Raw genomic sequence first — 26,557 nt, 5'->3', positions numbered from 1 at the left:
CTGCCATTTTAAAAACTTCATGAAATCAGTTTACCTCAATTTCAAATTGCAAAGGTGTGTAGGGAGGAATCGAACCGGAGCCGGTTGACTTGTATCCCAGAGAAGAAGGGAAAATAATGATCGCCTTCTCCGTTTTCCTCATTTTCTGAACTGCCGCATCGAAACCCGGGATCACCTGATTTGCCCCGGTAGTCAGGCTAAAAGTACCTTCATCGAACTTTTTGTCATCCAAAAACTTACCCACATACTTCACCGTCACCGACTTGCCGCTTCCGATCGCTTCTCCTGTAACCGTATTAGTCCTGACAATCACCAACCCATCAGAAGTTTTGTCCGAAACAACAAATTTTTTCCGGGCGACAAAATCATCGATTTGCTGCAATTCGTTGCGTTTTTTCACAAACTCAACTTCCAATCTGATCGGAGAATATGCCGGAACATTCACTCGCTCAACATTCCCGAACGCCAGATAATAGGGTAGCAAGAAAGACGCTTTTTCGCCGGTACGCATCAGAAATATCGCACGCTCCAAGCCTGCAAAGCCAGTTGAATAACCCAAAGCTGGAAAGGTGAAAGCTGAATCACCAGGCGTAGACAAAACTTTGGCACCATTTAAAAGATAACCAGTGAACTTCACTGTTGCGCCATCACCCGTTTTTACGCGCTCTCCCGCAGGATTAGGTTTCCGGATAAAGTAATAAAGGCCCGAACTATCGACCACGGCTGTCGAACCCAGGCTATCCGTTTTCAAATAAGCTGCGATAGCTGCTTCATTTTCTGCAATTTTTTGCTCGTCCTGCCCCCCGTCTGAGTTCATACATCCGGACATGGCCAATGTCATGACGGCGAGAAAACTAAATACTAAACTTACACGCTTCATTTTGCTGACTTTCATTCTTAAAATTTATTAATTTATCGATAGACTCGTTACCTCCGACATTGGTTGCAATCATGCAGCAGGCACAAGTCCCATTTTTACATTCTGCTCAAAATATTTACAAAAACCGGTCAGAGGACATTGCGAACATTTCGGGCTCCGCGCAATACAAATGTAGCGACCGTGGAGTATAAGCCAATGATGTGCCTTGTGTACCAGGCTTTTAGGAATGTATTTTACCAGTTCTTTTTCCACCGCAAGCGGCGTAGTTGCCGTAGTCGGCACCAATCCCAAACGATGCGAAACCCTGAAAACATGCGTATCAACCGCCATCGCGGGCTGATTAAAAATCACCGATGCAATCACATTAGCCGTTTTTCGACCCACGCCCGGTAATTTCTGCAAATCGTCGATGGAAGCTGGAACCTCAGAATCAAACTGTTCCACCAGCATCCGGGCCATACCAACCAAATGTTTACTCTTGTTATTGGGGTAAGAAATGGATCGAATGTAAGTGAAAACTTCTTCGGCATTGGAAGCAGCCAGCGATACGGGGTCGGGAAAACGCTCGAAAAGCGGTGGCGTAACAATGTTTACCCGCTTGTCGGTACATTGCGCCGAAAGAATCACCGAAACCAGTAACTGATAGGGATTATCGTAATGCAGCTCTGTTTCTGGCTCCGGAAAGTTGTGTGTGAAATAATCAAGGAAAAGCCTGAAACGTTCTTGTTTCTTCATAAATAGTCAATACCAAAAAATAGAAAATCCAGCCACTCATGGAATGGCTGGCACAAAAAAACCTGCTGCTAAATCCTAATACAAGAGAGCGGCAGGCCTTTTAGAAGAAAATTGCTGTGAATATTTGATCACTTCCGAAATCGCCCCATCCGAAGGAGTGCGGGTAATTTTGTTCATCTGACTCTGAATTTCAAGCGAATCCAGATAGAAGTTCATCAAATTGTCGTCGAGCGCGAGTGCTTCAACAATCAGTTCATTTTCATTCTCTGTTGTCTCGGCGTATAAATACCTTACAACATCATCGTAAGTAAAAGTTTTTGTCATACTGTGGGGCACGTTGGTTAAATTGTTTACGCAGATTTATCAACGCGTAACGCATTCTTCCCAATGCCGTATTAATACTCACACCCGTAGCATCCGCAATTTCCTGAAAGCTCATGTCCTCATAGTGGCGCATGATCAGTACCTGCTTCTGCACGTCGGGTAACCGCTGGATCATCTCCCGCAGTTGCTCATGTGTCTCCTGACGAATCTGGATTGACTCAACGGAATCTTCCGAAAAATCCAGCGTATTAAATACACTGCTTCCATCTTCGAACACTACATTGGGGTAGCGTTTATCGCGTCTGAAATAATCAATGGCGAGGTTGTGTGCAATTCGTATAATCCAGGGCAGAAACTTGCCCTCATCATTGTATCTACCACCTTTTATCGTATCAACTGCCTTAATAAATGTATCCTGCAATAAATCTTCGGCTACATATTGGTCCTTGACAATCAGATAAATAGTGGTGTAAATTCTTGATTTATGGCGCTGAACCAGCTTTTCAAAGGCCTTCTCATTACCACGGACATACAACGTTACCAACTCACTGTCGCTAACTTGGACTTTCTCCATTTTCCTATTCGATTTAGTTAACGTAGAGCAGTTCGTCGATATTGTTTCTCCTTTCTGTATGGTGAAAAAAATGAAGTATTATCTGTATTTCGAATTATATAAATCAAAGAAATAGATTTGGGAAATAATTTGCAAATCTTTGGGATTGTTTTTTTTGTAAAATATTTATTATTAACAGATGTTAACAACTCTAAACTCTTCTACAAAATCCGTCAGCCCAAATCGCACCACTTGTCCTTTTTAAAACAAATAATAGAACTTATCAAATAAATATACGATAAAATGACCCGTTTTGGATCATTTCGGATCTTGAACCTTTATTATATTATCCGCAAGATTTTTATTTGACTTTTTTTATAATTATTGAACATTTTCAAGATATGAAATACAAACATATTTTCTTTGACCTCGACCATACACTATGGGACTTCGAGCGAAATTCATCCGAATCGCTGGAAGAAATTTTTCATAAACTGACATTGAGCCAGTATGGAATTACGTCCATGGAGCATTTCATCACGTCTTTCCTGAAAATAAACATGGCGCTTTGGAATGACTTCGATCAGGGGAAATTGCACCATACCTATATACGCGAGAACCGGTTTAAATTGGTTTTCGAGGAGCTGGGCGTCGAATGTCCGCCAAATCACACCGAAATCGGTGAATTATACCTACTTGCCCTGCCCGATAAAAAGCATTTGCTCGAAGGTGCACTGGATCTGTTGAACTACGTGACCGCCGCGGGCTACCGGCTGCACATTATTACCAATGGTTTTAATGAGATCCAGGCAAAGAAAATTGCCAGCTCTCAGATCGGCCACTTTTTTGAGCACGTAGTCACCTTTGAAACTGCAAATGCTAAAAAACCTGATCCCGCAATCTTCGAATTTGCGCTGGATGCAACAAAAGCGCTCAAACATGAAAGCATCATGGTCGGCGATAACTGGGTGGCCGACATTATGGGCGCAAAAAAAGTCGGGTTGGATACGGTGTACCTCAACCCGGCCGGCCTGAAATTCGATGAGTCGCCAACTTATGACATTCGGCGGCTGGAAGAATTGATGTATATCCTATAATCAGTAAGTAAAAAGCACCGGATTCAGCGCACTGTCAGCGGGGCCGCCGATCGGATTCGACAAAAGCCAGGTTTCCCAATCAGCCTGCTGATATTCGTTGCGTGGTGGCACAATCTGTTGATCCTGATCCATATAAATCATTGTCATCACTTTTCGCGGCTGTCCGGAAGCATTCGCCCCCGCTCGGTGAAAAAGCCAGCCAGCGTGGTAGCTCACTTCACCGAGATCAAACGGACCTTCATTTACTTCAAACTGTTTGAGCTGCTCCGTCATCAACGCCTCGCTTTCATCACTGATTTCCAGATCACGGCCAATTTCTACATGATGGCTTTTCTCAGCAAATGCCAGCGGGCCCATTTCCATTTCGGTTTTTTGAAGAGGAATCCAGACAGTCACTGTTTTTGGAGAAGATAGCGGCCAGTAAAACTGGTCTGCATGCCAGGGAGTTATACCGCCGGATGATTCTTTGTACAAGGCCTGATCATGGTAGAGCCGCACGCCTTTCACCTGTAAAAGATCCGTCGCGATTTTTGCCAGCCTTTTTGAAAAAACAAAATCTTTCACCTCATCACTTTCCCGCCAAAGGTTCATCACCTGCAAAAATGCGCGCTCGTAAGTCGTCCGCTCCTCCATCGGTTTGGTGAGCTTGTTTAGCTTGAAAACCAGGTCTGTAATCAGTGAACTGTAATGTTCTAGCAGCTGCGGACTCAAAACATCCTTCAACTTCACATACCCGTAAGTTTCGAAATGTTCGACAACGCCCTGGGGAAGTGAATAAGGCGCAGCAAGCTCAGTTTGAAGAGAATCAGTGTAAGAATCGGTCATCGCTGGAAGTATTTGACTAACCTGAAAAGAGCCAAAGTTGTCAAAACTACCCTGCTAACCTACTTCGTGAAAGGTAATTTTGTTTTCGCGCAAAAACCGTTTGATCACATCGACGTGGACACATTGGCCCACATTCAAAAACGGATAATTGGAAACCCGACGGCGGTATCCGTCAGAAACGACTTCTTTGTTGATTTGATCAAACCCAAGGTGCAAATGTCTGGTGGAAGTCTGCATGCCGTAAATCAAACCATTCGGATCGAAAAGCGGGCCGCCACTTTGTCCGCGAAGTCCCGGCGTGCTCATTTCAATACCGGTTACTTCATTCGCTTCGCCAATGTGCCGGGTAATAATACCGTCGATCGGGAAGCTCGGCGTTTTGATTTTGCCTTCCTTCAACCATTCAATGTCGCCGGTGGCTTTGTTGTATTGATAGTTGGTAAATTCAGGGAAAGGGTAACCCAACCGGCATAAGTACCTGCCTTGTTTTACCAGGCGACTATCTTTTAAAAATTCGGCTCTACCTTGATACTGAATGGATTCAAAATCTCGGAACTGGATAATCGCCAGGTCCTGCGTGGGATGCAGGTGAATGTTGAGCGCCTTATAGGATTGTACGCAGTGAATAAAATTGTAAAGTACCCGGATCGGGTTTTCTTCAGTAATCTTATATCTGGATTCTAAAAGCTGGCGCTGCGTATCGAAGCCTGGATCCTTCTCAAACTTTCTGAGTTCAGCCCTGAATTTCAGATAGTTCTCGTAAATAGATTTGGCATAAAGGATCTGCCGGGCGACATGCTTGCAAGTGATTGCAAATCCATCTTCGTTGACAAAAAATAACGTAGCTGTGCCCGGCACAATGTCGCTGCCGCCGTAATATCTGAAAATGAAGTGGATAGGCCGGGTAAACTGTTCTACTTTTTCAATAGCTTCGACAAACATAGGGATCTGTTAGTCGGTTTATTGATGCGTGAAGGGCACTAACGCTTCTGTCTGGTCCCAGCTGAGCACCATATTGACGCCACCAGGTATTTCCTCAAAAGAAACATTGAAAAGCTCCCGCACAGTCGGACGGATACGTATCGGGACTTCTACCCTGAGAATATCCTTGCCATCATTGTATTCCGTACCCCACTGGCCGGTTTCGGAGTTCAGGATAATTTTCCAGCTGCTCTGGCCAGGGCTCGAATACAAAGAATAAGTACCCGCTTTTACCGGTTTTCCGGCGATGAGAACATCATTTCCAAATTCGATCAATGTGGCTTCATTGGCACCAGTACGCCAAACTTTTCCGTAAGGGACGAGCGCCTTGTCCTGCTCGCGTCCGAAGATCAGCCGGCCCTTTTTGCTCGGTTTACTATAAATAACCTTGATTTTTACGCCATTTGCCTGTGTTTCGGCAATTGCTTCGGGACTGAATGATTTCGTGTATTTCCGGACTCCGAAGAAACCGATCAAGGCTACTACAATTACTCCTAGGAGGATAAGGAGAATTTTTTTCATAGAATCAGGGGCAAACGATTTTGTAAAAAGTATAGCTGACAGAAAGTCTCAGATAATAATAATTGTCTTTCAGGGAAGGATCACCCTGCATTTTGTCTGTCGTAATGGGTTGACCGCCAAGGTTGTCCAGGTAATCGGTAAATGTTTTTCTGATACCGTATTCCAGGCCAATGTTCCAGGGTCTCTTAATCTGATATTTGATACCAACCCCGTAAGGCAGCACCAGGCCGCTGGTTTTGTAAGAACTCGTCTGAACTTGCGGATTAAACTTGTTGAACCCAATTCCCCCAAAAAGGTATGGGCTCCAATTTACGGCAAACCTGCGTTCCTGAAAATTGAGAAAATTATATTCCGCCACTGCGCTGCCTTCAAAAATGGATGTTTTGAATTCCATATTGCGCGCCTGCTGAAAAGGATCTTTGCTGTAACGGTCTTTCGCGCCAATCAAGCCACCTGCGACCTCAGCACGAAGTGAAAGTGCTTGACTTGGATTATATCTGAAAAAAAGACTTCCACCCGGTTTGAAAAACCGTGCTCTTACGGAAGGAGAAATGTCACCTTTATAATTAAAGCCGCCGACTCCCGCACCTATCTCTATTTTTTGTGCGAGAACATGAACATTCCCCAGCACAAAAAAACAAATACCTGCGACCAGAAAAGGAAGCAAGTATTTGTAACTCATCTTTTTAAAAAGGTATTTCAATGCTAACCGGATTACTTAAGTGGTGGACATTTGATTTGTGAAGGCAGCATGTAATTGATATGGATCATGCCAAACATATAATTGTCCTTGTATTTTGGGCTGTAACCTCTCGGTGTACCCGGTGCGCCGTAACCCGTAGTGGGCAAGGTTGCCAGAGGATCATTGGAATCTAAGTTGTAATTCGAAATCAGGAACTTCCTGATGGATTCCGTTCTGTCAGCACCTTTTCGGGTTGCAAATTGATTAGCAGAGCGGTTTTGAACCGCAAGCGCCGTAGGATTATCAGCAAACAAAGCGGGGTCTGCGTAATTTCCAGCCACATCGTCCAGATAATCTGTAAATGTTTTTCTAAAACCAAGTTCCGCCGAGACATCCAGCTTGGAATTGATTTTATACCGGACACCGATACCCAGTGGAATTGCAAATTGGACCAGTGAATAAGGTTTGCGATAGCCTTCATTGCCCTGACCCTCAGTACCCAGCGGCTGTAACTTCACCCAGTCGCCATTTAGAGAGTCTAATGCTTTTGGATTGTGGGCGGTTAGAGCAATACCTGCAAAAAGATAGGCGCCGAACTGCGGACGTCTGTCATAGCTTCTATTATCTGGTATTAATTTAAAAATCCCCTGAACCGAAAACTCCTTCAAATCATTACGGAAATGCTGATTTCGGGCATAAAAGACGCTGTTTTCATACTTCGAGCTGCGGTTCATAATGTAATCGTCACCAGCAATACGACCATAAATAAAACTCGCCCTGGCAGCCAGACGTGGTGTAAAGTGGCGTGTGTAATTACCTCCTACACTCCAACGCATCATGTAAAAAGTAGATGCGAGCGGCCTCCGGTAAGGAGCAAAATCACCAAAATAACTGGAAGTACCGATACCAAAACCTGCTGTTGAATAAGGAACGAATATCCCGCGGCTTTGCGCCTGAACGCGCTCATTTGATAGTAATAGCCCAAAAGTCAAGATCAAAGTCAGCGCTCCGGATACTTTTCTCATTTCGAAATCTCTAAGCATGTGGGTCGATTTTTTTGCAAAAATAGGATAGTTGTTGGTTTTCTACAGGCTGCAACACCATTTCAACGTATTTCGCCAAAATTTATTTGTAGGCCTCTTCTTTTTTCCGGCAGGGATACAAATCTTCCTTATCATTGTGTACGCAAAAAAGATTTTAGCAATGATTTCGAGCCGCAATCTCCGCTTTTCGTACTCACCTCAGAAAAAATTCAGCTTTCCCGACATTCAATGCGGCAATAAGGAAACATTACTGATACTCGGTCAATCTGGCCGTGGGAAAACCACTTTGCTGCATTTGCTGGCGCTTCTTCTGAAACCCGAATCTGGTGAAGTACGGATTGCAGATAAGTCCAGTAACGCACTTTCTCAGGAAGAATTGACGAGTCTCAGGGCCCGAAACATTGGGATCATTTACCAGCGTCCACATTTTGTAAGTGCATTATCTGTGCTGGATAACCTGCTGCTTCCCAACTTTTTGGTTAATCAAAAACAGGATAAAGTAAAAGCAGTGCAACTGGCGGAGCAGCTGGGTTTTACCGAGCATTTATCTAAAAAAACACACCAGCTAAGTCAGGGAGAGCAGCAGCGCGTGAGCATTGCCCGGTCGCTGATGAACAACCCAAATGTGATCCTGGCCGACGAACCTACCTCGAACCTCGATGACGTAAACTGCCAGAAAGTAATTCAGCTCCTTAAAGCCCAGTCGGCGTCTATCGGCGCAAGTCTTGTGGTAGTTACGCACGACCAGCGACTGAAAGACGAGTTTTCAAATCAGGTGATTTTGTAAATAATACATTGGGAATGAATTTGTTAAAGATCAGTCTCGCGAATCTCAAGGAAAAAAAGCTCAACAGTTTTCTGAGCGCGCTGCTGCTTACTCTGGGAATCGGCATGATATCCCTGCTCCTCTTGCTGAATAAGCAGCTGGACGAACAATTTAGGAAAAATATCAAGGGAATTGATATGGTCGTCGGTGCCAAGGGAAGCCCACTGCAACTAATCCTTTCCAGTATTTACCAAATCGATGCGCCGACGGGCAATGTGCCTCTGGCGGAAGTGAATGCTTTGCGCAGAAATCCGTTTGTAAAAACTGTGATCCCGCTTTCTATGGGTGATAATTTTCAGGGTTTCAGGATTGTGGGCACAACCCCAAAGTATATCGAACATTTCGGCGCGAAGCTTGCGCAGGGCCAGGTTTACAATGCTTCCTTGGAAGTGACGATCGGTAATAAAGTTGCCAGAATGACCAATTTGAAAGTTGGTGACCAGTTTTCAAGCGCACACGGTCTCGACCAGGCAGGAGAAAAGCATGGGGAGAAAAAATACAAGGTTACCGGCATTTTCTCGCCAAACGGTAGTGTGGTTGACCAGCTGATACTGACCCGATTGTCAAGTGTTTGGGACATCCATGAACATGCGGAAGAACATTCAAAAGGATCGTCTGAAAAGTCGCACGAAGAACATCACAAGCCACTTCCGGGACAAGCCGAGCCAGAGCCGGACGAGGAGAACAAGCAGGTGACCAGCGCATTAGTGCAATTTCGAAACCCGATGGGTTTGCTGACAATCCCACGGCAGATCAATGATAACACATCCATGCAGGCTGCCTTGCCCAGCATTGAAATCAGCCGCCTGTTTTCTCTGTTGGGAGTCGGGATTGAAACATTGAGAGCTTTGGCGATGATCATTATCGGCATTGCAGGCGTGAGCGTTTTTGTTTCCCTCTATAACTCTTTGAAAGAAAGAAAATACGAAATGGCTTTAATGTTATCTATGGGGGCTACCCGCACGCGACTTTTTTTAATGTTATTAATTGAAGGATTGCTGCTGGCAGTGGTCGGTTATTTTGCAGGGATTTTGCTGAGCAGGGTTGGATTATCGTTGTTTTCCAGCGCGGCGGAGCAGGATTTTCATTATTCTCTCAAAGGATTTGGTCTTTTGAAAGAAGAAGTTTTCCTGTTTTTCGGCGCATTATTCATCGGCGCGGTGGCCGCGGCGCTTCCTTCCCTGGGCATTTACAGGCTGAATATTTCGAGAACTTTGGCCGAGGAATGATAATGTCTGTAATTTTGTTAATCCGGTTCAACATTTGAAACCCGAAAATTCCGCCCAAATGAAATCTTTAAAAGTTGCCTTATTTTTTCTCTTAATCACTTCACTATCAGCTTTCCGGCCTACCGTGGAGCCGGTGAAACTTACCTGGGAAACTTTGCGCGATGTGACTTTTAAAAAGAAGTGGTACCCGGAAGAATCAATTTATATGTTGCATCCAACATTCGGACCAAATGTGCAGAAGCTTAAAAACCAGCAGGTTTCCATCACCGGATACATTCTGCCGGTCGATCTGGATGCAAACTTGTATGTGCTTTCCGCATTTCCTTTCAGCGCCTGCTTTTTTTGCGGCGGCGCTGGTCCGGAGTCGGTAATGACATTGAATTTTAAGAAAAAAGACGGACGGAAATTTAAAACAGACGAGCGCCTGACATTTACAGGAACATTGAAATTAAACGCGGACGACATTTACCAGATGAACTACATTCTGGACAGCGCGGAGATCACCAATTAAATCCCGACAAGCCGCCAGATCCCTGAAATAAAGAACAATACCAGTCCCACCGGCGTGAGTACTTTCCAGCCAAGATACATCAGCTGATCCACACGGAGACGCGGCAATGTCCATCTCGCCCACATCTGGATCAGGATTCCCAGCATGGCTTTACTCAAAATCCAGAAAATTCCTGTGAGGTAGCCGAACCAGGTACCTGGCTCGCCGCTGGTCCAGTCGGCCAGTTTTATCGGTCCAATGTTTGGGAAAGGCGTGTTCCAGCTTCCAAGAAAAAGGATCGCGCCGAGCAGAGATACGAGCAGCATCATGCCGTATTCGGAAAGCATAAAAAGCGCCCACCGCATCCCTGAATATTCGGTATGAAAACCGGCTACCAGCTCAGATTCGCCCTCTGGAAGGTCAAAAGGAGCGCGGTTACATTCAGCCAGAGAGGCAATAAAAAAGATTATGTAGGCCAGCAGCAGAAATGGGTTTCGGATAATGTTCCAGGAGAGAAATCCACCCACCGCATTTACCTCAATTCCTAACTGCCTCATTCCGAATAAATAAGTTGTTTCGTTGGCATAAATCCCCTGCTGGTAGCTGATCAGTTGAAGATCCAATGTTTGAGTTAACATCACCACGCAAAGAATCGAAAGTCCCAGCGGGATTTCATAGGAAATGATTTGTGCGACGGCCCGCATCGCGCCAAAAAGCGCAAATTTATTGTTAGACCCCCACCCCGCCATCAGCAAGCCTACTACATCAATGGAAACAATCGTCAGCAGAAAAAAAACGCCGACCGCCGCGCCGGAGCCAGCCAGATCGGGTGCGAGGGGAACTACTGCAAAACCGGTAAATACGGAAAGAAATATCACGAAAGGTGCGACGAGAAAAAGGCTTCTGTCGGCAGCTTTGGGTACAATGTCCTCCTTTTGAAGCAGTTTAAGCAAATCTGCAAAGAGTTGAAGCAACCCCCATTTACCCACTTCCATCGGCCCCATCCTGTCCTGAATAAATGCCGACACTTTGCGTTCGAGATACACGCCGATGACTACAAATCCGGGAACGAAAAGCAGGAAAAATATGAGTGTAAACGGTATCAAACGTGAATCGCGGTCATGTGAATGTTGCAAAACTAACCAAAAAACTTACTCCTCTTCGTCCGGCTGGCCTTTATAACCTGATTCCTGTAAAATGCGCGCAGGATTTCCGATTTCCATCAGTTGCGGCAATGTGGTATCCGGGTTCCGCGCCATGTAACTGCTGACAATGCGCCAGCCCACCCAGCGGGCAATCGCGCCAGGGACTTTGGCACCGATCTCGGTCGTAAAAGGGCGCTCTTCAATGTATTTCCGCTTGACCAGGTCACTTTTTTCGTACAGCAATTTGCTGGAAATAAAGTAACTCCAAATGTCCAGCTGACTATTATAGGTACGTCTGAGATTTTCTTCCGAGTACCCAATGATCAGGCTGTCGGGCGTGTCCGGCATGACCTGTTTTACAAACTCATAACCCTTCCCGTATCCTACCATATCTGCCAGTAAACTCTGATCGCCTGCGTCAACATTATTGAACCTGTTTGACTCAAAAAATACAATTGAAGGCACAATGTATTCTTTCCGGTATCTTCTGAGCTGGTAATCAAAAACATTGGGACGATACCTTGCAGCCGGTCCACCAAAATAATCGAGGCCAATAACAATTACAGAATCAGATATGTACAGATCGTTTCCTGTAAAGCCTGTCACCATAAACTGAATTTTCGGGACCTGGATGCCAGGATAGTAATGTTTGATTTGCTTAAATGCTGCGGCGAGCGGCTTGATGATTTCAGTATTTCTATCCCCGATAAGAGAATCCAGTTGCTGCCTGAATGTCTGTAAATCAGGATTTTGAGAAATGTTAAAGAGATGCGCTGCCAGTTTGGTAGAGTCGACGCCGGAATCGACGAAGTAAAATTTTGAGACAGCCGGGTGTCTATCCAGCAAATTTTGCACTTCGGCAACCGACTTGCAGGCAAACAATTCCTGGTCGAGATTTTCGGACACCAAATTTATTTCCGCCGAATTAGTATCTGCTTCCTTTTTGCTGTTTGTTTTGCAGGAGAAAAAGAAAAGTATTGAAGCAGAAAAAAGGATAAAGTTTCTCAAATAATACATTCGACCAAAGGTAAGTGACATGACAGACAGCGGTTCAAAAGTAGAAAAAAAACGAATAAGCATCCTGGGATGTGGCTGGCTTGGATTTTCATTAGCTCAACGCCTGCGCCGCCAGCCTAGTACGCAGGAAATCAGAGGCAGTACGACTTCCATGGAGAAAGTATTCAAATTTGCTAACAACGGAATTGAGGCCCATCTATTTGATTTGAACCCCGGCTTTCCAGACCAAAATGAGGACAATGAAAATTTTTTTAAAGTGGACACGCTCGTCATTTCCTTGCCTCCACGACTGACAAAAAACGAGCCGGGATTTTATCCAAAACAAATTGAGGCGGTAGTCGAAAAAATACAAGCATCTGAAATAACGGACATTTTGTTCATCAGCTCGACCAGCGTTTATCCCGACCTGAACCGTGTAATGTCGGAAACTGATGTCACTAAACCCGAACATTCCGCTTCTCCTGAAATGGTCCTGGCCGAAAATCTGGTTCAGGCATTAAGTCCTGAAAGAAATGTGACGATCGCCAGGCTGGCAGGTTTGCTGGGCTACAACCGGATTCCGGGCAAGTATGTGCAGGGCCAGAAAAATATGCTAACTGGTGAAATCCCAGTCAATTACATCCACCGCGACGATGCTGCGACTATTCTGGCAATAATGATTGAGAAAGGTTTAAAAAACGAAACGTATAACATTGTTGCGCCGCACCACCCGACACGGGCGGAAATTTATCAGAAATCTTGCGACCAGTTTGGCTGGGAAGCACCCACTTATGCACAAAATGCTGAGAAGCCCGCTTTTAAAGTGATTTCAGGGGAAAAACTTGATAAAGATTTCTCCTATTCTTTACTTTATCCTGATCCGCTCAACTTCTTTTATTCGATCAAAGACACACTTTAAAAGTGAACTGAGAAAACAAAAAAATCCGCAGGTAGCCCCGCGGATTTTTGCATTATTTTAACCAAAATGAATATTACTGAGCTCCTAGCAACTCTGTCAGCTTGCTTTCCAGATCCGGGCCGCGCAGGTTTTTCGCGATGATCTTGCCATCCTTATCCAGCAGAAATGTGGCTGGAATCGCATTCACGCCATACGTTTGCGCAACACCGGAGTTCCATTTTTTCAATTCAGAACCATGCTGCCATTTCAGGTTATCCCGGCTGATGGCCGTTTTCCAGGCCTTTTCATTATCGTCGAGCGAGACGCCGTAAATGTCAAAACCTTTGTCTTTGAACTTATCATACATCCGCACCACATTCGGATTTTCCATCCGGCAGGGTCCGCACCAAGATGCCCAGAAATCGATCAGCACAAATTTTCCGCGCAGGGACGACAAGGCTACTGGCTTTCCCTCAGGGCTGGTCAATGTAAAATCGGGCGCCATTTCACCTACTGCCAAACCGGCAATGCGTTTAATTTGACCAATATAACTCTTTGCTAATGTGGGAATTGGATCCACTTTTCCAAAATTATCCGCCAGCTTTTTCAATGTTTCCAGATCATTCTCCGGACGCAGGAAATTGTTAGCTGTAAAAAGTGCCACCAGCGAAGTACCCATTTCAGGGATTAACCCTTTAATGACATTGATCCGCTCCTGATCCGCGGCTGCAAAAGCCTGCTGGATTTCCGCAATTTTTTTAGCATCCTTTTTCTCCTCGGCTGCGGCGTAGTCCTCATTCCACTTGGTCACTTTTGCTGCGAAGTTTTGCATCAAATGATCCACTTTCGCGTAGTATTCCATGTTTTTCGAGCCGGTCACTTCCGCTTTTCCGCCGTTTCCTTTGCTATCCTTACTCGTGCCGTCGGCCAGTACATTGAAATTTTCACCGCCTTCTACCAGGAGCACCACTTTTTGACGATCAGCAATATTTAATGTAAAAAAACTGCCGCGGTCTTTTTCAGTGGATTTAAGCGCAAAACTTCCGTCTGCTGCGAGTTGCGCAGAATCCAGTTTAATGGCTGGCCCGCCGACAACCGACTGAGATAGAATCACTTTCTCGCCTTTTGATCCGTTTTTTACTTTGCCCGAAACTGTAAAATTCTTCGGGGCTAGCTGCGCCAGAGACGAGAAGCCTGCAAAAACGGTCACTGCCAGAAAGATACTCTCTTTGATAAAACCCTTCATAATGCTTGATAAAATGTGTGACTAGATCAGTTTCTTGGCCAAAAGCTGGTTGACAAGTTTGGGATCAGCCGTGTTATTCGATTTCTTCATCACTTCTCCCACAAACAAGCCGATCAGCCCCTTTTTACCTTTTTTATAAGCGAAAACTTTATCCGGCATCACGCTAATTACCTCATCTACCAACGATTCCAGCTCGTTTGTATTGCTGTTTTGCAACCAGTTATTTGCCTCCGCAATGTCTTTGGGAGAACGTGCAGGCTCGGTCAACATCACCGGGAAAATCTTTTGCGTAGCCACAGAATGGCTCACAACGCCCGATTCGCCCAGCTCGATCAATGCTGCCAGGTTTGCTGCGCCGATCGGGAAACGTTCAATGTTGCCTTCGTGCTCATTTAAAAAAGACTTAACCGGCCCCATCAGCCAGTTCGAAGCTGATTTGTAGGCATTTGTATTGGCGCAAACTGCTTCAAAATAGATAGCCAGTTCTCTTGTATCAGTTAAAACCACGGCGTCGTAAGCCGGGATGCCATATTGGCTCACGAATTTTTCACGCAGCTCATGCGGCAATGCTGGCATGCTTTGCTGGATTTCCGAAAGCCATTCTTCCGAAATCACCACCGGACCCAGGTCGGGATCAGGAAAATAGCGATAATCATTCATGGTTTCTTTCACCCGCATGCCGTAAGTCTGGCCGCTTTCGACGTCGAACATTCTCGTTTCCTGCAACACTTGCTCCCCATTTTCCAGCAATGCTATCTGACGTCTTTCCTCAAAGCTGATCGCCCGCATCATGTTGCGGATCGAGTTCATGTTCTTGATTTCCACCTTGGTACCATATGCCGGCGCGCCATTTTTACGCACAGAAACATTCACATCGCAGCGCAGCGAGCCTTCTTCCATATTTCCATCGCTGATTTGCAGGTATCGCACCAATCTCCGGATTTCCGTCACAAATGCCCCGGTTTCCTCCGCCGATCTCAGATCAGGCTCGGATACCATTTCCACCAGCGGCGTGCCCGCACGGTTATAATCCAGCAATGTTTCAGTATAGCTTCCGTCATGCACCGATTTCCCCGCGTCTTCTTCTAAATGAATGTGGTGAAAGCGGATTGTCTTCTCAACTAACTGGTTATGTGCACCTTTTATCGAAATCGTCACACCGCCATTTTCACAGATCGGCTTTTTATCCTGTGAAATCTGGTAACCTTTTGGCAGATCGGGATAAAAATAATTTTTACGGTCAAAAATGGTTTTTTTGCTGATCGAGCAGCCGCAGGCTAGGCCCAGGCGGACCGCGTACTCGATGGCTTTTTTATTGACTTTGGGTAATGTTCCCGGTAAGGCGAGTGTGAGCGGGCCAATGTTGGTATTCGGTTCCGCGCCAAAAAGATTGTAATCCCTGGCAAATAGCTTCGACTCGGTTTGCAGCTGGCAATGTACTTCCAGGCCAATAACCGTTTCATAACCAGCCAAAATTTCATCGCTGATGTCAGAAGGTCGGAGGGCGTTTTGAATCATAATATTGTGTTAATGCTTTCGCAAAGATACAAATACGGGCCGTCCAAGTTGTGGACGGCCCGTATTTTATGCGGTATGGAATGTTGACTTATAAACCGTTGATCCAGTTGGCAATCACAACGATATCCGCTTTCGGAACGTGCGCCAGTGGTGCCATCGGAGGGTAACCAGGCCAATGTTCCGGTTTTGGGCTGTGTACCAATTCTACGATTTGATCCGGCGTATATTTCTTCTTGGCCACTTCCGAGTAAGCCGGCCCGATCACTTTATCATAAGCCTGGTGACATGCAAAACATGCGTGCTTGTTCAGCAATGCCAAAACATCAGCAGGAACAGGCTTGCGTTTTGGTGCGGCAGCCGGAGCTGCGGCAGCCGGGGCTGCGGTGGCAGTTTCAGCACCGGCAGCTTTGGTAGTATCAGCAGATTTTCCGCGCGATGAATCGGCAGGTGATGCTGCGGGTGCGGCAGCAGGTGCAGCTGCTGGCAGCTCAGGTTGATTTTTTCTGTCGTTTTGAAGCTTTACAAGCGCCGATTCTTCCCTGGCCTTACTTTCCGATCCGTAGAAAGTATTGTACTTGTCGCGATCCTCCTTGGACGAACAGCCGATGCAGAAAGCAACCGCGAGGGCGATAAATGCCCGGGAAGTACTGAGTTTAAGTGTCATTGTTTTCAATTTTTAAGAATTCCGCCAGATTAAGGTTGAGATTAAATCATCACACGAAGAAACTAAGTTTGACTTAGATTTCCTTCATATACCCAGCATAAATTACGGGCCTTTGGCCAATGTTGAAAAGATACTCTTTTGCTATACAACACATTAACAGACGCGATCAGGAGGGAAACTTTACAAATTTTAGGTTTTATTTAAATGATAATATTGTGATTTACATTTCATGTTGTTACTTTTGCACTCCTATTTGTAAAACGAATAAAAGAAATGGCTAAGAAAGGCAATAGAGTACAGGTCATACTGGAGTGCACAGAACAAAAACAAAGCGGTGTTCCAGGTATGTCACGTTATGTGACGACAAAAAATCGGAAAAATACGCCAGGCCGTATGGAGTTGAAAAAATTCAATTCTTTCCTGAGACGTTATACCGTTCACAAAGAAATTAAATAAGTTTTTTTAAACTTTAATATATACCGACATGGCAAAGAAAGTAGTTGCTACCCTGAAAAAAGAAGGCGGCAAAGCATTTGCGAAAGTAATTAAAGCCGTAAAATCTCCTAAAACCGGAGCTTATACCTTCAAAGAAGAGATCGTACCCCTTGACGGTGTTCAAGGCGCTTTGAAAAACTAGTCTTCGACTGCGCTCAGACTGACAATGTTGGTCCGTAGCACAATTAAAAATGATATTATTATACTAAGCGAAGGCGAAGCGTGATATTGAAAATGAAAAGTCCCTTTTTGGGACTTTTTTGTTTTATTTTTGAGCCTCTAACATTAGCACTATGGGTTTATTTGATTTTTTTTCAAAGGAAAAAAAGGAAACATTAGATAAAGGTCTCGAAAAAACCAAAGACAGCTTCTTCGGCAAACTTTCCCGGGCGATCGTCGGCAAAACGACTATCGATGAAGAGGTGCTCGATGAGCTGGAAGATATTCTCGTCAGCTCCGATGTGGGTGTCGAGACTACCGTGAAGGTAATCCGTCGGATTGAAGAACGCGTAGCCCGTGATAAATATGCCACCACTGCGGAGCTCGACAACATTCTTCGGGACGAAATCGCCGCATTACTTACTGAAAATAAATCCGTTGACATTAAGGATAGTTTCGAAACCGAACATTTACCCAAACCCTACGTAATTATGGTGGTGGGCGTAAATGGTGTTGGAAAAACGACGACGATTGGTAAACTGGCGCATCAGTTCAATCAGCGGGGCCATAAGGTGGTGCTGGGTGCTGCAGATACCTTCCGCGCAGCGGCTGTGGACCAGCTGAAATTATGGGGAAAACGCGTGAATGTTCCGGTGATCGACCACGGCATGAACACCGATCCTTCGGCAGTGGCTTATGATGCTTTGAAAAAAGGCATAGAAATCGGCGCGGACGTGATCATTATTGATACCGCCGGCCGCTTGCATACCAAGGTCAACCTCATGAATGAGTTATCGAAGATCAAGCGCGTGATGCAAAAGATCATCCCCGATTCGCCGCATGAGGTTTTGCTCGTTTTAGACGGAAGCACAGGACAAAATGCTGTAATCCAGGCCAGAGAATTCACCAAAGTAACCGATATCACGGCTCTCGCCATCACCAAACTCGACGGCACCGCCAAAGGAGGCGTCGTAATCGGCATTTCCGACGAATTTAAAATCCCCGTCAAATACATCGGCGTAGGCGAAAAAATGGACGACTTGCAGGTTTTCGACCGTGGCGAGTTTGTGGATTCTCTGTTTAAAAAGATTGGCTAACAATTAGATTTTCCCGAACTTTGCGGCCCGTTTAGCGGTTCACAGTCAATTGATTCGCTGATACAGGAATTGCATTATTTTTCATTTAACACATATAGCTGAAAGCCAGTCGCTCGCAGCTACTCTCCAATGAAAACCAAAGGAATAATCAAGAATAAAGTCAATATAGTTACCCTGGGTTGTTCCAAGAACCTGGTGGATTCGGAGGTACTTTACACACAGCTCAAAGGAAACGGATTTGCGGTAGCGCATGAATCCAAGAAAGATGATTCGCAGATTGTTGTGATCAATACCTGCGGATTTATCGATAATGCAAAAGAGGAATCGATCAATACCATCCTGCGATACGCCGATGCAAAGGCGGCCGGAATCGTGGACAAAGTGTATGTTACTGGCTGTTTGTCACATCGTTACAAGGACGAACTCTCGGTAGAAATCCCAACTGTTGACGCCTGGTTTGGAACAAACGAACTTCCTCGGCTGCTCAAAACACTCAAAGCAGATTATAAGCACGAACTCGTAGGTGAGCGCCTGCTCACAACTCCCGCACATTACGCATACCTGAAAATTGCCGAAGGCTGTGACCGTCCGTGCAGTTTTTGCGCTATCCCGATCATGCGCGGCGGCCACGTTTCCAGACCGATCGACGAGCTTGTGAAAGAGGCAAAATCGCTCGCCAAACGAGGTACTAAAGAGCTGATACTCATCGCGCAGGACCTGACTTATTATGGTCTTGATATTTATAAAAAAAGAAACCTTTCCGACCTGCTCGCCCAACTTTCCGATGTGGAAGGTATTGAGTGGATCAGGCTGCAATATGCTTATCCGGCCGGATTTCCGATGGATGTGCTGGACGTAATGAACGAGCGGAGCAACATTGCCAAGTACCTGGATATGCCCCTGCAATCAGGCTCGACGGAAATGCTGAAATCGATGAGGCGGGGAATTACCCGCGAAAAAACGGAGTCGCTCATCTGGTCGATCCGTGAGAAAGTGCCTGGAATTACATTAAGAACCACATTGATCGTAGGGCACCCGGGCGAGACTGAATCGTTATTTGATGAAACTTATGAGTTTGTTGAAAAGATGCGGTTCGACAGATTGGGCGCATTTCAGTACTCGCATGAGGATAACACACATTCTTACACCATGCCCGATGACATTCCGGCAGAAATCAAGCAGGAGCGCGCCGATGCTATCATGGAATTGCAGCAAGGCATTTCGTACGAATTGAACCAGCAGAAAATCGGCAATACTTACAAAGTGCTTTTTGACCGGAAAGAAGGCGGACATTTTATCGGCCGTACGGAATTTGATTCACCCGAAGTTGATAATGAGGTACTTGTACCGGCAAGTCAGTATGTGAGGCTTGGAGATTTTGCGCAAGTGAAAATTACAGCCGCGGAGGAATTTGATTTGTATGGCGAAGTGATTACCTGATTCCCTTTTTCTGCTAGCGCGGCCTTCTTAAATTTGACCAATAAAAACATTCAAGCATAGATTAACACATGTTACAACGAATCCAATCCATTTTTTTAGCCATCACAATCGTCGGTATGGGGCTTTTTATTGCCTTCCCGATCTGGAATAAAGTTGCGCTGGCGGGCGTACAGCATGCAGAATTGACTGCATTAAAACTGACGCATCAGGTAAGCGAAACCCAGTCAAATATTCAGCCGGTTTATTATCTGATCATTCTGGCGGTGCTGGTGGCGGGCGTGGCGGCTTATACGATCTTTCAATTTCGCAACCGTGTGTTGCAATCTGCGCTGTGTGCGGTGAATTCTATATTGATGACCGTTATCATGGGTTTGGTCATTTATTTCACTTTTTATAAAACCGCGAAATTGTTTGATCCTGAACTTCCAGGCAAATATGATATCGGTTTTTACGGTCTGGTGGGTGCAATGCTGGCCAATGTTTTTGCCAACCGTTTCATCAGGAAAGACGAGCGCGAAGTGCAGCAATCGAAGCGTTTCCGGTAGCCTGCGCTAGACCAAACCTTCTCGCAGTAAATCGTGCAAATGCACGAAACCCAGGACTTTTCCTTCCTCCACGACCACAAGCTGGGTAATACTTTTTGCCTGCATGATTTCCAGCGCCTTCACGGCATATTCGTCCGGCGAGACGGAAATGGGGGATTTTGTCATGATATCTGCTGCCGTTAATGTCAGGATCCTGGTCCCCTGATGTTCTTTTAGCATGCGGCGCAAATCTCCGTCGGTAATGATGCCAATCATTTGATCGTCAGCCATTTTTACGGCGGTTGCCCCTAATCTTTTGGAAGTCATTTCCAGGATCACTTCCTGTAATGTTGCGCTTGCCGGCACCATCGGAAGTTCGTTGTGCGGGTAAATGTCGCAGACTTTCAGATAAAGCCTTTTACCCAGCGAACCGCCAGGGTGAAATTTGGCAAAATCATCATGGGTAAACCCTCTGGCTTCCAGTAAACAAATCGCCAGCGCATCGCCGAGCGCCATCGTGACGGAAGTGCTTGTCGTAGGTGCGAGATTAAGCGGGTCGGCTTCTTTCGAAACCTGTGCATGCAGCACAAACTGACTATTTCTAGCAAGGTAAGAGTCTCTGTTACTGACCATTGCGATCATGGTAACATTGATCCTTTTGAGCAGCGGTACCAGCATTTTAATTTCCGCAGTATCCCCGCTTTTGGAAATTACTAACACGATATCATTGTCTTGGATCATACCCAGATCGCCATGTATCGCATCGGCGGCGTGCATGAAAAGTGCGGGTGTTCCGGTAGAGTTGAGGGTGGCTACGATTTTCTGTCCGACGATCGCACTTTTACCCACTCCGGAAATCACAACACGCCCTCCGGAGTTCAAAATAGCATATACGCAGTTTTCAAATTCATCATCTATCAGTTCAATAATTTTATGCAAAGCTTCTGCCTCCTGCCGTATTACTTCTTTTGCTATTGACTGAATATTTTTTATTAATTTCAAATCTGAAACACAGTTTAAGGGGATAGAATCGTCAAAATTCATTTCAAAAAAAGCAAAGATAAAGAAGTTTGGGGATAACCATTTTGTTAACAGAGTATGGTAAAGCAGGTTGATCAAGTTGTCTTAGACACCTTAAAAGAGAAACTAAAAGAAATATTTGGATACAGTCAATTTCGCGGGGAACAGGAAGTCATTATTCAAAACATTCTCCTTGGTAAAAATACATTTGTAATTATGCCCACCGGGGCAGGTAAGTCACTGTGTTATCAATTGCCTGCACTCGTCAGCGACGGACTGACCATTGTTATCTCTCCCCTGATTGCCTTAATGAAAAACCAGGTCGACCAGCTGACCGCCTTTGGAATTAACGCCCAGTTTCTTAACTCAACATTGACCAAAGCCGAGATGACCCGCGTTAAAACCGATGCGCTCGACGGCACCCTGAAACTGCTTTACATTGCCCCCGAATCCCTGACGAAGGAAGATAACCTCGATTTTCTCAAAAGAGTAAGAATATCATTTGTAGCGATAGACGAAGCCCACTGTATTTCTGAGTGGGGCCACGATTTCAGGCCGGAATACCGCCGGATTTATGGTATTATCGAGAATATCGGCCAGCTTCCGATCATTGCGCTCACTGCCACGGCTACCCCGAAAGTGCAGCAGGATATCCGCAAAAATCTGCAAATGGAGGAGGCAGAAACATTTAAATCGTCTTTTAACCGGAAAAATCTTTACTACGAAATACGTCCCAAGAAGGATGTAAAAAAGCAGCTGATCCGGTATATCCGCAATAACAAAGGAAAATCGGGCATTGTGTATTGCCTCAGCCGCAAGACGGTGGAAGAGGTGGCGGAGCTGCTGAATGTCAACGACGTTCGTGCATTACCGTACCACGCCGGACTGGATAGTAACACCCGCATGGCCAACCAGGATGCATTCCTGAATGAGGAATGTGACGTGATTGTGGCGACCATCGCATTCGGAATGGGCATCGACAAGCCGGATGTGCGTTTTGTGATACATTACGATGTTCCCAAGTCGCTGGAAGGATATTATCAGGAAACTGGCCGCGCCGGTCGGGATGGCCTCGAAGGTAACTGCCTGATGTTTTACAGCTACGAGGACATTCAGAAGCTGGAAAAATTTAACAAGGATAAAACCGTCACGGAGCGGGATAATGCGCGCCATTTATTGAATGAAATGGTGGCGTATTCGACATTGGGCGTGTGCCGGAGACGTCAGCTGCTGAGTTACTTTGGTGAATATCTTGAAAAAGATTGCGGCTTCTGCGACAACTGCATTAAGCCCACTGAAAAATCAAAAGTGCAGGAAGATGTGATCCTGGTACTGAGAGCAGTAGCGCAAACCGACGAGCGATTTGACGCTGACCACATTGCCGATCTGCTGACGGCTACTGAAAATCAATACGTTAAAAGCTACGAGCACGACCAACTCGATGTGTACGGTAAAGGCCTCGAGCTGAATGAATCCCGTGATTACTGGGTTTCGACGATACGCCAGCTTGTGATATTGAATTATCTTGAAAAGGACATTGAAAATTATGGCGTGATCCGGCTTGGAGAAAAAGGCGCGCGCTATCTAAATGATCCTTACCAGGTTACATTGCACAAAGACCATAACTTTGAAGAGGAGGAAGTAAAACCGGAGGACGACGATAAGGATGCCGCAGCAGGCGGCGGCAGTGCCCATGCTTATGACGAGGCGCTGCTCGGGATGCTGAAAGCCTTGCGGAAGAAGGTAGCGAAAGAAAAGAATCTGCCTCCTTACGTTATTTTCCAGGATCCTTCCCTGGAAGAAATGGCCACAACTTACCCTACCACCCAGCAGGAAATGGCGCAGATCAATGGCGTCGGGATGGGGAAGGTGCAAAAATTTGGACGCCAGTTTATCGATACCATCACACGGTATGTGGAGGAAAATGAGATTGAAACGGCCAAGGATGTGGTGATCAAATCCACGGTTAATAAGTCCAAAATCAAGATCTTTATCATCCAGCAGGTAGACCGCAAAGTGAGCCTGGATGAAATTGCGGAGGTGAAGGCGCTGGACCTGGCGGATGTGATCGAGGAGGTGGAGCATATATGTTACTCGGGTACCAAACTCAACCTGGATTATTACATTAACCAGGTGATCGACCGCGAGCGGCAGCAGGACATTTACGATTATTTCATGTCTGCCGAAACCGATAACATTGCCGTAGCTTTGGACGAATTTGCAAATGATGAGATCAGCGAAGAAGAGCTGCGGCTGATGCGCATCAAGTTTTTATCCGAACTTGCAAACTAATAAACCCTAAGAGACCTACTTGTCCGCCTGCAAAGCGGATTTTTTTAACCTATTTATGAATATACTAATATTGGGATCAGGCGGAAGAGAGCATGCCTTTGCCTGGAAACTTGCCCAAAGCCCTCTTTGCGATCAGTTGTTTGTAGCGCCCGGAAATGCGGGTACTGCTGCTATCGCGACCAACCTCTCTATTTCTTATAATGATTTTGATTCTGTTGCCAACGCCATCACCCAGAACAACATTGAGCTGGTGATCGTAGGACCGGAAGAGCCGCTGGTAAATGGTGTCGTGGATTTTATTGAATCAAGAAGTGATCTTGCAAAGGTAAAAGTGATCGGGCCAAATAAAGCAGGTGCCCAGCTGGAAGGAAGCAAGGATTTCTCCAAGCAGTTTATGCAGAAATATGGCATTCCAACTGCTTCTTCGCGCACATTTACGCCCGAAACATTGGCGATCGGCCTGGAATACCTGGAAGCACATACGCTTCCGATCGTACTGAAAGCCGACGGACTTGCTGCCGGAAAAGGGGTGATCATCGCCGAAAAACATGCGGAGGCCGAAACAGCATTCAGGGAAATGCTGATTGATGGAAAATTTGGCACTGCCGGGCATAAAGTAGTTGTAGAGCAGTTTTTGAAGGGTGTTGAACTGTCTGTTTTTGTATTGACGGATGGCGAACATTATAAAATTTTACCCGAAGCAAAAGATTACAAACGCATCGGTGAAAATGATACCGGCCTGAACACCGGCGGTATGGGCGCAGTATCGCCTGTGGTTTTTGCTGATGCCAATTTTCTAAGGAAAGTTGATGAAAAAGTGGTCAAGCCGACACTTGCCGGATTAAAAAATGAAGGCATTAAGTACGTAGGTTTTATTTTTATCGGCCTTATGAACATAAAAGGCGAACCTTACGTGATCGAATACAATGTGCGTATGGGTGATCCGGAGACGGAAGTGGTCATTCCGCGCATTCAGTCGGACTTTGCGATGCTGATGGCTTCTACGGCAAAAGGTACGCTGCACGATTTTGAAATGCAGGTATCTCCGCAGGTGGCGGTCACTACGGTGGTGGTTTCTGGCGGTTATCCGGGGGATTATGAAAAAGGAAAGGTAATTTCGGGCAGTGATAAAACAGAGGATGTGCACGTATTTCATGCTGGCACTACTTTTAATGGAAATACCGAGGTAGTGACGAACGGAGGACGGGTGATGGTACTTACCGGCCTGGCCAATTCCCTTGAAAATGCTGTCCATAAATCGCAGCGTGCTGCGCAGGTTGTTCAGTTTGAGGGTAAATATTTTCGTCACGATATCGGTGTGGATTTAATTCGTTATAACGATTGATGAAGGGACGATAATTATGGGATGTGGATCATGTACATCCGGCGGCTGCGGAACCAACGGTTCAGCCGTATCAGGATGTGGAAGTAGTGGAAGTTGCGGGACTGGCGGATGCAACAAAATGAATGTATTCGACTGGCTGAGTCACATGGATGTGCCTGCCGGTCAGCGTTTTGATGTTGTTGAAGTGAAGTTTAAAGGAGGAAGAAAGGAATATTTCCGCAACATTAATCAACTGGAATTTGTCACAGGCGACTATGTGGTTTGTGAAATGGCCTCTGGCCAGCATATAGGAACGGTTTCTTTGCAAGGCGAGCTCGTCAGGCTGCAAATGAAGCGCAAAAATGTGGTGATCAGCGATGATATGCACGTGGTGTACCGGGTAGCTTCCGAAAAGGACCTCGACAAACACACGCAGGCCATCGCCCGAGAAATGCCCACATTGTACCGGACGCGAGAAATTATCCGCGAAATGAAGCTGAATATGAAGCTGTCTGATGTGGAATTTCAATCGGATAACACTAAAACAACATTCTATTATTCTTCCGAAGAAAGGGTCGATTTCCGCGAGCTGATCAAATCGCTAGCTTCGGAATTCAAAGTCAGGATCGAAATGCGGCAGATCAGTCTGCGCCAGGAAGCGAGCCGGCTCGGTGGTTTGGGATCTTGCGGCAGGGAATTGTGCTGCTCTACCTGGTTAACTGATTTCAAGAATATTTCAACTTCTGCGGCACGGTATCAAAACCTTTCCCTAAATCCTGCCAAACTCTCGGGACAATGCGGCAGGCTGAAATGCTGCCTCAATTACGAGCTGGAAACATACATTGATGCCCTGCGCGACATTCCGACAGTGGAAGCGCCTTTGAGGACAAAAAAGGGAGTCGCTACCTTGCAGAAGACCGATATCTTCAAGAAAATCATGTGGTTTGGCTTTGATAAAGATACCAACTGGTACCCTGTGGCAATCCAGAAAGTATTGGAGATCATTGAGTTGAACAAACAAGGTGTTATTCCGGAATCGCTGGAAATCCTGACGCCGGAACCTGAGAAAAGTCTGGATCGAGTGCCTGGAAAATTGAATAGTGATCTGGAAAATCTCGATAAAAAGTATAGCGACGAGCAGAAGAAAAAGAAGAAAAAGAAGAATAAATCGGGCAAGAACAAGAATAATCCAAGCGGTCAGAATAGCCCGGATAACCAGGAGAATGTGGGAGCCGCTGAGATTCAGGGCACGCCCAATAACCAAGGTAATCCGAATCAAGGTAACCCGAATCCAGGCAAGCCGAATAACCAGGGAAATCCGAATCAGGGTAACCCGAATAAACAGGGCAATCCGAATAATCAGGGAAGTCAGAAAAACCAAGGTAATCCTAAAAACCAGAACAATCCGGGGAACCAGAACAATTCGGGAAGTCAGGGAAACCACAGGAATCAAAACAATCAGCGGAAACAGAATAAGCAGGAACCGGCGGCAGCGCCGACACCTACGCCAAAAAGCTAAGAGGTTTGAGATACATTTCACATTGCCGGGAAG

28 protein-coding genes are annotated in these 26,557 nt (G+C 45.7%); 13 read left to right on the top strand and 15 right to left on the bottom strand.

The genetic code is table 11. The features are described from left to right. Positions 1-25: 25 nt before the first annotated feature. The 4 genes from FEN17_RS25035 to FEN17_RS25020 form a co-directional block, all read right to left on the bottom strand. Positions 26-895: an FKBP-type peptidyl-prolyl cis-trans isomerase gene (locus FEN17_RS25035; protein ID WP_229208988.1), complete on the bottom strand. Its 870-nt coding sequence runs from the start codon at positions 893-895 to the stop codon at positions 26-28. Between the two features lie 54 nt (positions 896-949). Continuing rightward, the gene (gene nth / locus FEN17_RS25030) at positions 950-1,615 is read right to left on the bottom strand and encodes an endonuclease III (RefSeq protein WP_138368150.1); all 666 of its coding nucleotides are present in this window, start codon (positions 1,613-1,615) and stop codon (positions 950-952) included. A gap of 75 nt (positions 1,616-1,690) precedes the next feature. Continuing rightward, positions 1,691-1,939, bottom strand: a complete 249-nt coding sequence (locus tag FEN17_RS25025; RefSeq protein WP_138368149.1) for a hypothetical protein — start codon at positions 1,937-1,939, stop codon at positions 1,691-1,693. After that, on the bottom strand, positions 1,914-2,513 hold the full coding sequence (locus FEN17_RS25020) for an RNA polymerase sigma factor (protein ID WP_138368148.1): 600 nt from the start codon (positions 2,511-2,513) through the stop codon (positions 1,914-1,916). The genes FEN17_RS25025 and FEN17_RS25020 overlap by 26 nt, the downstream gene beginning before the upstream one ends. Positions 2,514-2,893: 380 nt before the next feature. Here FEN17_RS25020 and FEN17_RS25015 point away from each other — a divergent pair, with 380 nt between their 5' ends. Beyond that, positions 2,894-3,589, top strand: a complete 696-nt coding sequence (locus FEN17_RS25015; RefSeq protein ID WP_138368147.1) for a YjjG family noncanonical pyrimidine nucleotidase — start codon at positions 2,894-2,896, stop codon at positions 3,587-3,589. Here the strand turns inward: FEN17_RS25015 and FEN17_RS25010 are convergent, their stop codons facing one another. The 5 genes from FEN17_RS25010 to FEN17_RS24990 are packed head-to-tail and all read right to left on the bottom strand — an operon-like array spanning position 3,590 to position 7,624. Beyond that, positions 3,590-4,414: a phytanoyl-CoA dioxygenase family protein gene (locus tag FEN17_RS25010; protein WP_138368146.1), complete on the bottom strand. Its 825-nt coding sequence runs from the start codon at positions 4,412-4,414 to the stop codon at positions 3,590-3,592. It lies immediately after the preceding gene. A gap of 54 nt (positions 4,415-4,468) precedes the next feature. After that, the gene (locus FEN17_RS25005) at positions 4,469-5,356 is read right to left on the bottom strand and encodes a S1 family peptidase (protein ID WP_138368145.1); all 888 of its coding nucleotides are present in this window, start codon (positions 5,354-5,356) and stop codon (positions 4,469-4,471) included. Positions 5,357-5,374: 18 nt separating this feature from the next. Then, positions 5,375-5,917, bottom strand: coding sequence for a DUF2911 domain-containing protein (locus tag FEN17_RS25000; RefSeq protein WP_138368144.1), 543 nt, complete (start codon positions 5,915-5,917; stop codon positions 5,375-5,377). A gap of 4 nt (positions 5,918-5,921) precedes the next feature. Next, entirely contained in the window at positions 5,922-6,599 is a 678-nt protein-coding gene (porG, locus tag FEN17_RS24995) for a type IX secretion system protein PorG (RefSeq protein ID WP_138368143.1), read from the bottom strand. Between the two features lie 32 nt (positions 6,600-6,631). After that, positions 6,632-7,624: a hypothetical protein gene (locus FEN17_RS24990; RefSeq protein WP_229208987.1), complete on the bottom strand. Its 993-nt coding sequence runs from the start codon at positions 7,622-7,624 to the stop codon at positions 6,632-6,634. 178 nt (positions 7,625-7,802) lie between these two features. Between FEN17_RS24990 and FEN17_RS24985 the strand changes: the two genes are divergently transcribed. Genes FEN17_RS24985 through FEN17_RS24975 form a run of 3 tightly spaced genes read left to right on the top strand, consistent with a single transcriptional unit; the run spans position 7,803 to position 10,208 of the window. Then, positions 7,803-8,429 (top strand): ABC transporter ATP-binding protein, encoded by a 627-nt coding sequence (locus FEN17_RS24985; RefSeq protein ID WP_138368142.1) that lies wholly within the window; start codon positions 7,803-7,805, stop codon positions 8,427-8,429. Between the two features lie 14 nt (positions 8,430-8,443). After that, positions 8,444-9,697: an ABC transporter permease gene (locus tag FEN17_RS24980; protein WP_138368141.1), complete on the top strand. Its 1,254-nt coding sequence runs from the start codon at positions 8,444-8,446 to the stop codon at positions 9,695-9,697. 58 nt (positions 9,698-9,755) lie between these two features. Further along, on the top strand, positions 9,756-10,208 hold the full coding sequence (locus tag FEN17_RS24975) for a DUF3299 domain-containing protein (RefSeq protein WP_138368140.1): 453 nt from the start codon (positions 9,756-9,758) through the stop codon (positions 10,206-10,208). Here the strand turns inward: FEN17_RS24975 and FEN17_RS24970 are convergent. Beyond that, a complete protein-coding gene (locus FEN17_RS24970) occupies positions 10,205-11,290 on the bottom strand; it encodes a complex I subunit 1/NuoH family protein (RefSeq protein WP_171038005.1) in 1,086 nt (361 codons plus the stop codon). The two genes, FEN17_RS24975 and FEN17_RS24970, sit on opposite strands and share 4 nt — an antisense overlap. 48 nt (positions 11,291-11,338) lie before the next feature. Continuing rightward, positions 11,339-12,349 (bottom strand): gliding motility protein GldB-related protein, encoded by a 1,011-nt coding sequence (locus tag FEN17_RS24965; RefSeq protein WP_138368412.1) that lies wholly within the window; start codon positions 12,347-12,349, stop codon positions 11,339-11,341. Between the two features lie 19 nt (positions 12,350-12,368). Between FEN17_RS24965 and FEN17_RS24960 the strand changes: the two genes are divergently transcribed. After that, a complete protein-coding gene (locus FEN17_RS24960) occupies positions 12,369-13,247 on the top strand; it encodes an NAD-dependent epimerase/dehydratase family protein (protein ID WP_138368139.1) in 879 nt (292 codons plus the stop codon). A 73-nt stretch (positions 13,248-13,320) separates the two neighbouring features. Here the strand turns inward: FEN17_RS24960 and FEN17_RS24955 are convergent, their stop codons facing one another. From FEN17_RS24955 to FEN17_RS24945, 3 genes are all read right to left on the bottom strand, one after another. Further along, on the bottom strand, positions 13,321-14,472 hold the full coding sequence (locus FEN17_RS24955) for a TlpA disulfide reductase family protein (protein ID WP_138368138.1): 1,152 nt from the start codon (positions 14,470-14,472) through the stop codon (positions 13,321-13,323). Positions 14,473-14,493: 21 nt separating this feature from the next. Continuing rightward, entirely contained in the window at positions 14,494-15,990 is a 1,497-nt protein-coding gene (gene gatB / locus FEN17_RS24950; protein WP_138368137.1) for an Asp-tRNA(Asn)/Glu-tRNA(Gln) amidotransferase subunit GatB, read from the bottom strand. Between the two features lie 88 nt (positions 15,991-16,078). Beyond that, entirely contained in the window at positions 16,079-16,654 is a 576-nt protein-coding gene (locus tag FEN17_RS24945; RefSeq protein ID WP_138368136.1) for a c-type cytochrome, read from the bottom strand. Positions 16,655-16,927: 273 nt separating this feature from the next. Here FEN17_RS24945 and rpmG point away from each other — a divergent pair, with 273 nt between their 5' ends. From rpmG to FEN17_RS24920, 5 genes are all read left to right on the top strand, one after another. Beyond that, the gene (gene rpmG, locus FEN17_RS24940) at positions 16,928-17,110 is read left to right on the top strand and encodes a 50S ribosomal protein L33 (protein ID WP_138368135.1); all 183 of its coding nucleotides are present in this window, start codon (positions 16,928-16,930) and stop codon (positions 17,108-17,110) included. Between the two features lie 28 nt (positions 17,111-17,138). Then, complete coding sequence (locus FEN17_RS24935) at positions 17,139-17,291, top strand: DUF4295 domain-containing protein (RefSeq protein ID WP_015813059.1); 153 nt, start codon at positions 17,139-17,141, stop codon at positions 17,289-17,291. A gap of 151 nt (positions 17,292-17,442) precedes the next feature. Continuing rightward, complete coding sequence (gene ftsY / locus FEN17_RS24930) at positions 17,443-18,405, top strand: signal recognition particle-docking protein FtsY (protein WP_138368134.1); 963 nt, start codon at positions 17,443-17,445, stop codon at positions 18,403-18,405. A 129-nt stretch (positions 18,406-18,534) separates the two neighbouring features. Continuing rightward, positions 18,535-19,845 carry a 30S ribosomal protein S12 methylthiotransferase RimO gene (gene rimO, locus FEN17_RS24925; protein WP_138368133.1) on the top strand — a complete coding sequence of 437 codons (1,311 nt, stop codon included), beginning with the start codon at positions 18,535-18,537 and terminating at the stop codon, positions 19,843-19,845. A 68-nt stretch (positions 19,846-19,913) separates the two neighbouring features. Continuing rightward, positions 19,914-20,390, top strand: coding sequence for a DUF4293 domain-containing protein (locus tag FEN17_RS24920; protein WP_138368132.1), 477 nt, complete (start codon positions 19,914-19,916; stop codon positions 20,388-20,390). Between the two features lie 6 nt (positions 20,391-20,396). Here the strand turns inward: FEN17_RS24920 and FEN17_RS24915 are convergent, their stop codons facing one another. Further along, positions 20,397-21,371, bottom strand: coding sequence for a KpsF/GutQ family sugar-phosphate isomerase (locus tag FEN17_RS24915; RefSeq protein WP_138368131.1), 975 nt, complete (start codon positions 21,369-21,371; stop codon positions 20,397-20,399). Between the two features lie 96 nt (positions 21,372-21,467). Between FEN17_RS24915 and recQ the strand changes: the two genes are divergently transcribed. The 3 genes from recQ to FEN17_RS24900 all read left to right on the top strand — a co-directional run bounded on the left by recQ (position 21,468) and on the right by FEN17_RS24900 (position 26,524). After that, entirely contained in the window at positions 21,468-23,681 is a 2,214-nt protein-coding gene (recQ, locus tag FEN17_RS24910; protein WP_138368130.1) for a DNA helicase RecQ, read from the top strand. A 55-nt stretch (positions 23,682-23,736) separates the two neighbouring features. Beyond that, entirely contained in the window at positions 23,737-25,026 is a 1,290-nt protein-coding gene (gene purD / locus FEN17_RS24905) for a phosphoribosylamine--glycine ligase (RefSeq protein ID WP_138368129.1), read from the top strand. 118 nt (positions 25,027-25,144) lie between these two features. After that, positions 25,145-26,524: a PSP1 domain-containing protein gene (locus FEN17_RS24900; RefSeq protein WP_229208985.1), complete on the top strand. Its 1,380-nt coding sequence runs from the start codon at positions 25,145-25,147 to the stop codon at positions 26,522-26,524. Positions 26,525-26,557 lie beyond the last annotated feature (33 nt).

The organism is Dyadobacter luticola (genome assembly GCF_005860805.1).
Taxonomy (GTDB): domain Bacteria; phylum Bacteroidota; class Bacteroidia; order Cytophagales; family Spirosomataceae; genus Dyadobacter; species Dyadobacter luticola.
Note: the sequence above shows the minus strand (reverse complement) of the source record. Positions and strands in the feature narration are given on the sequence as shown.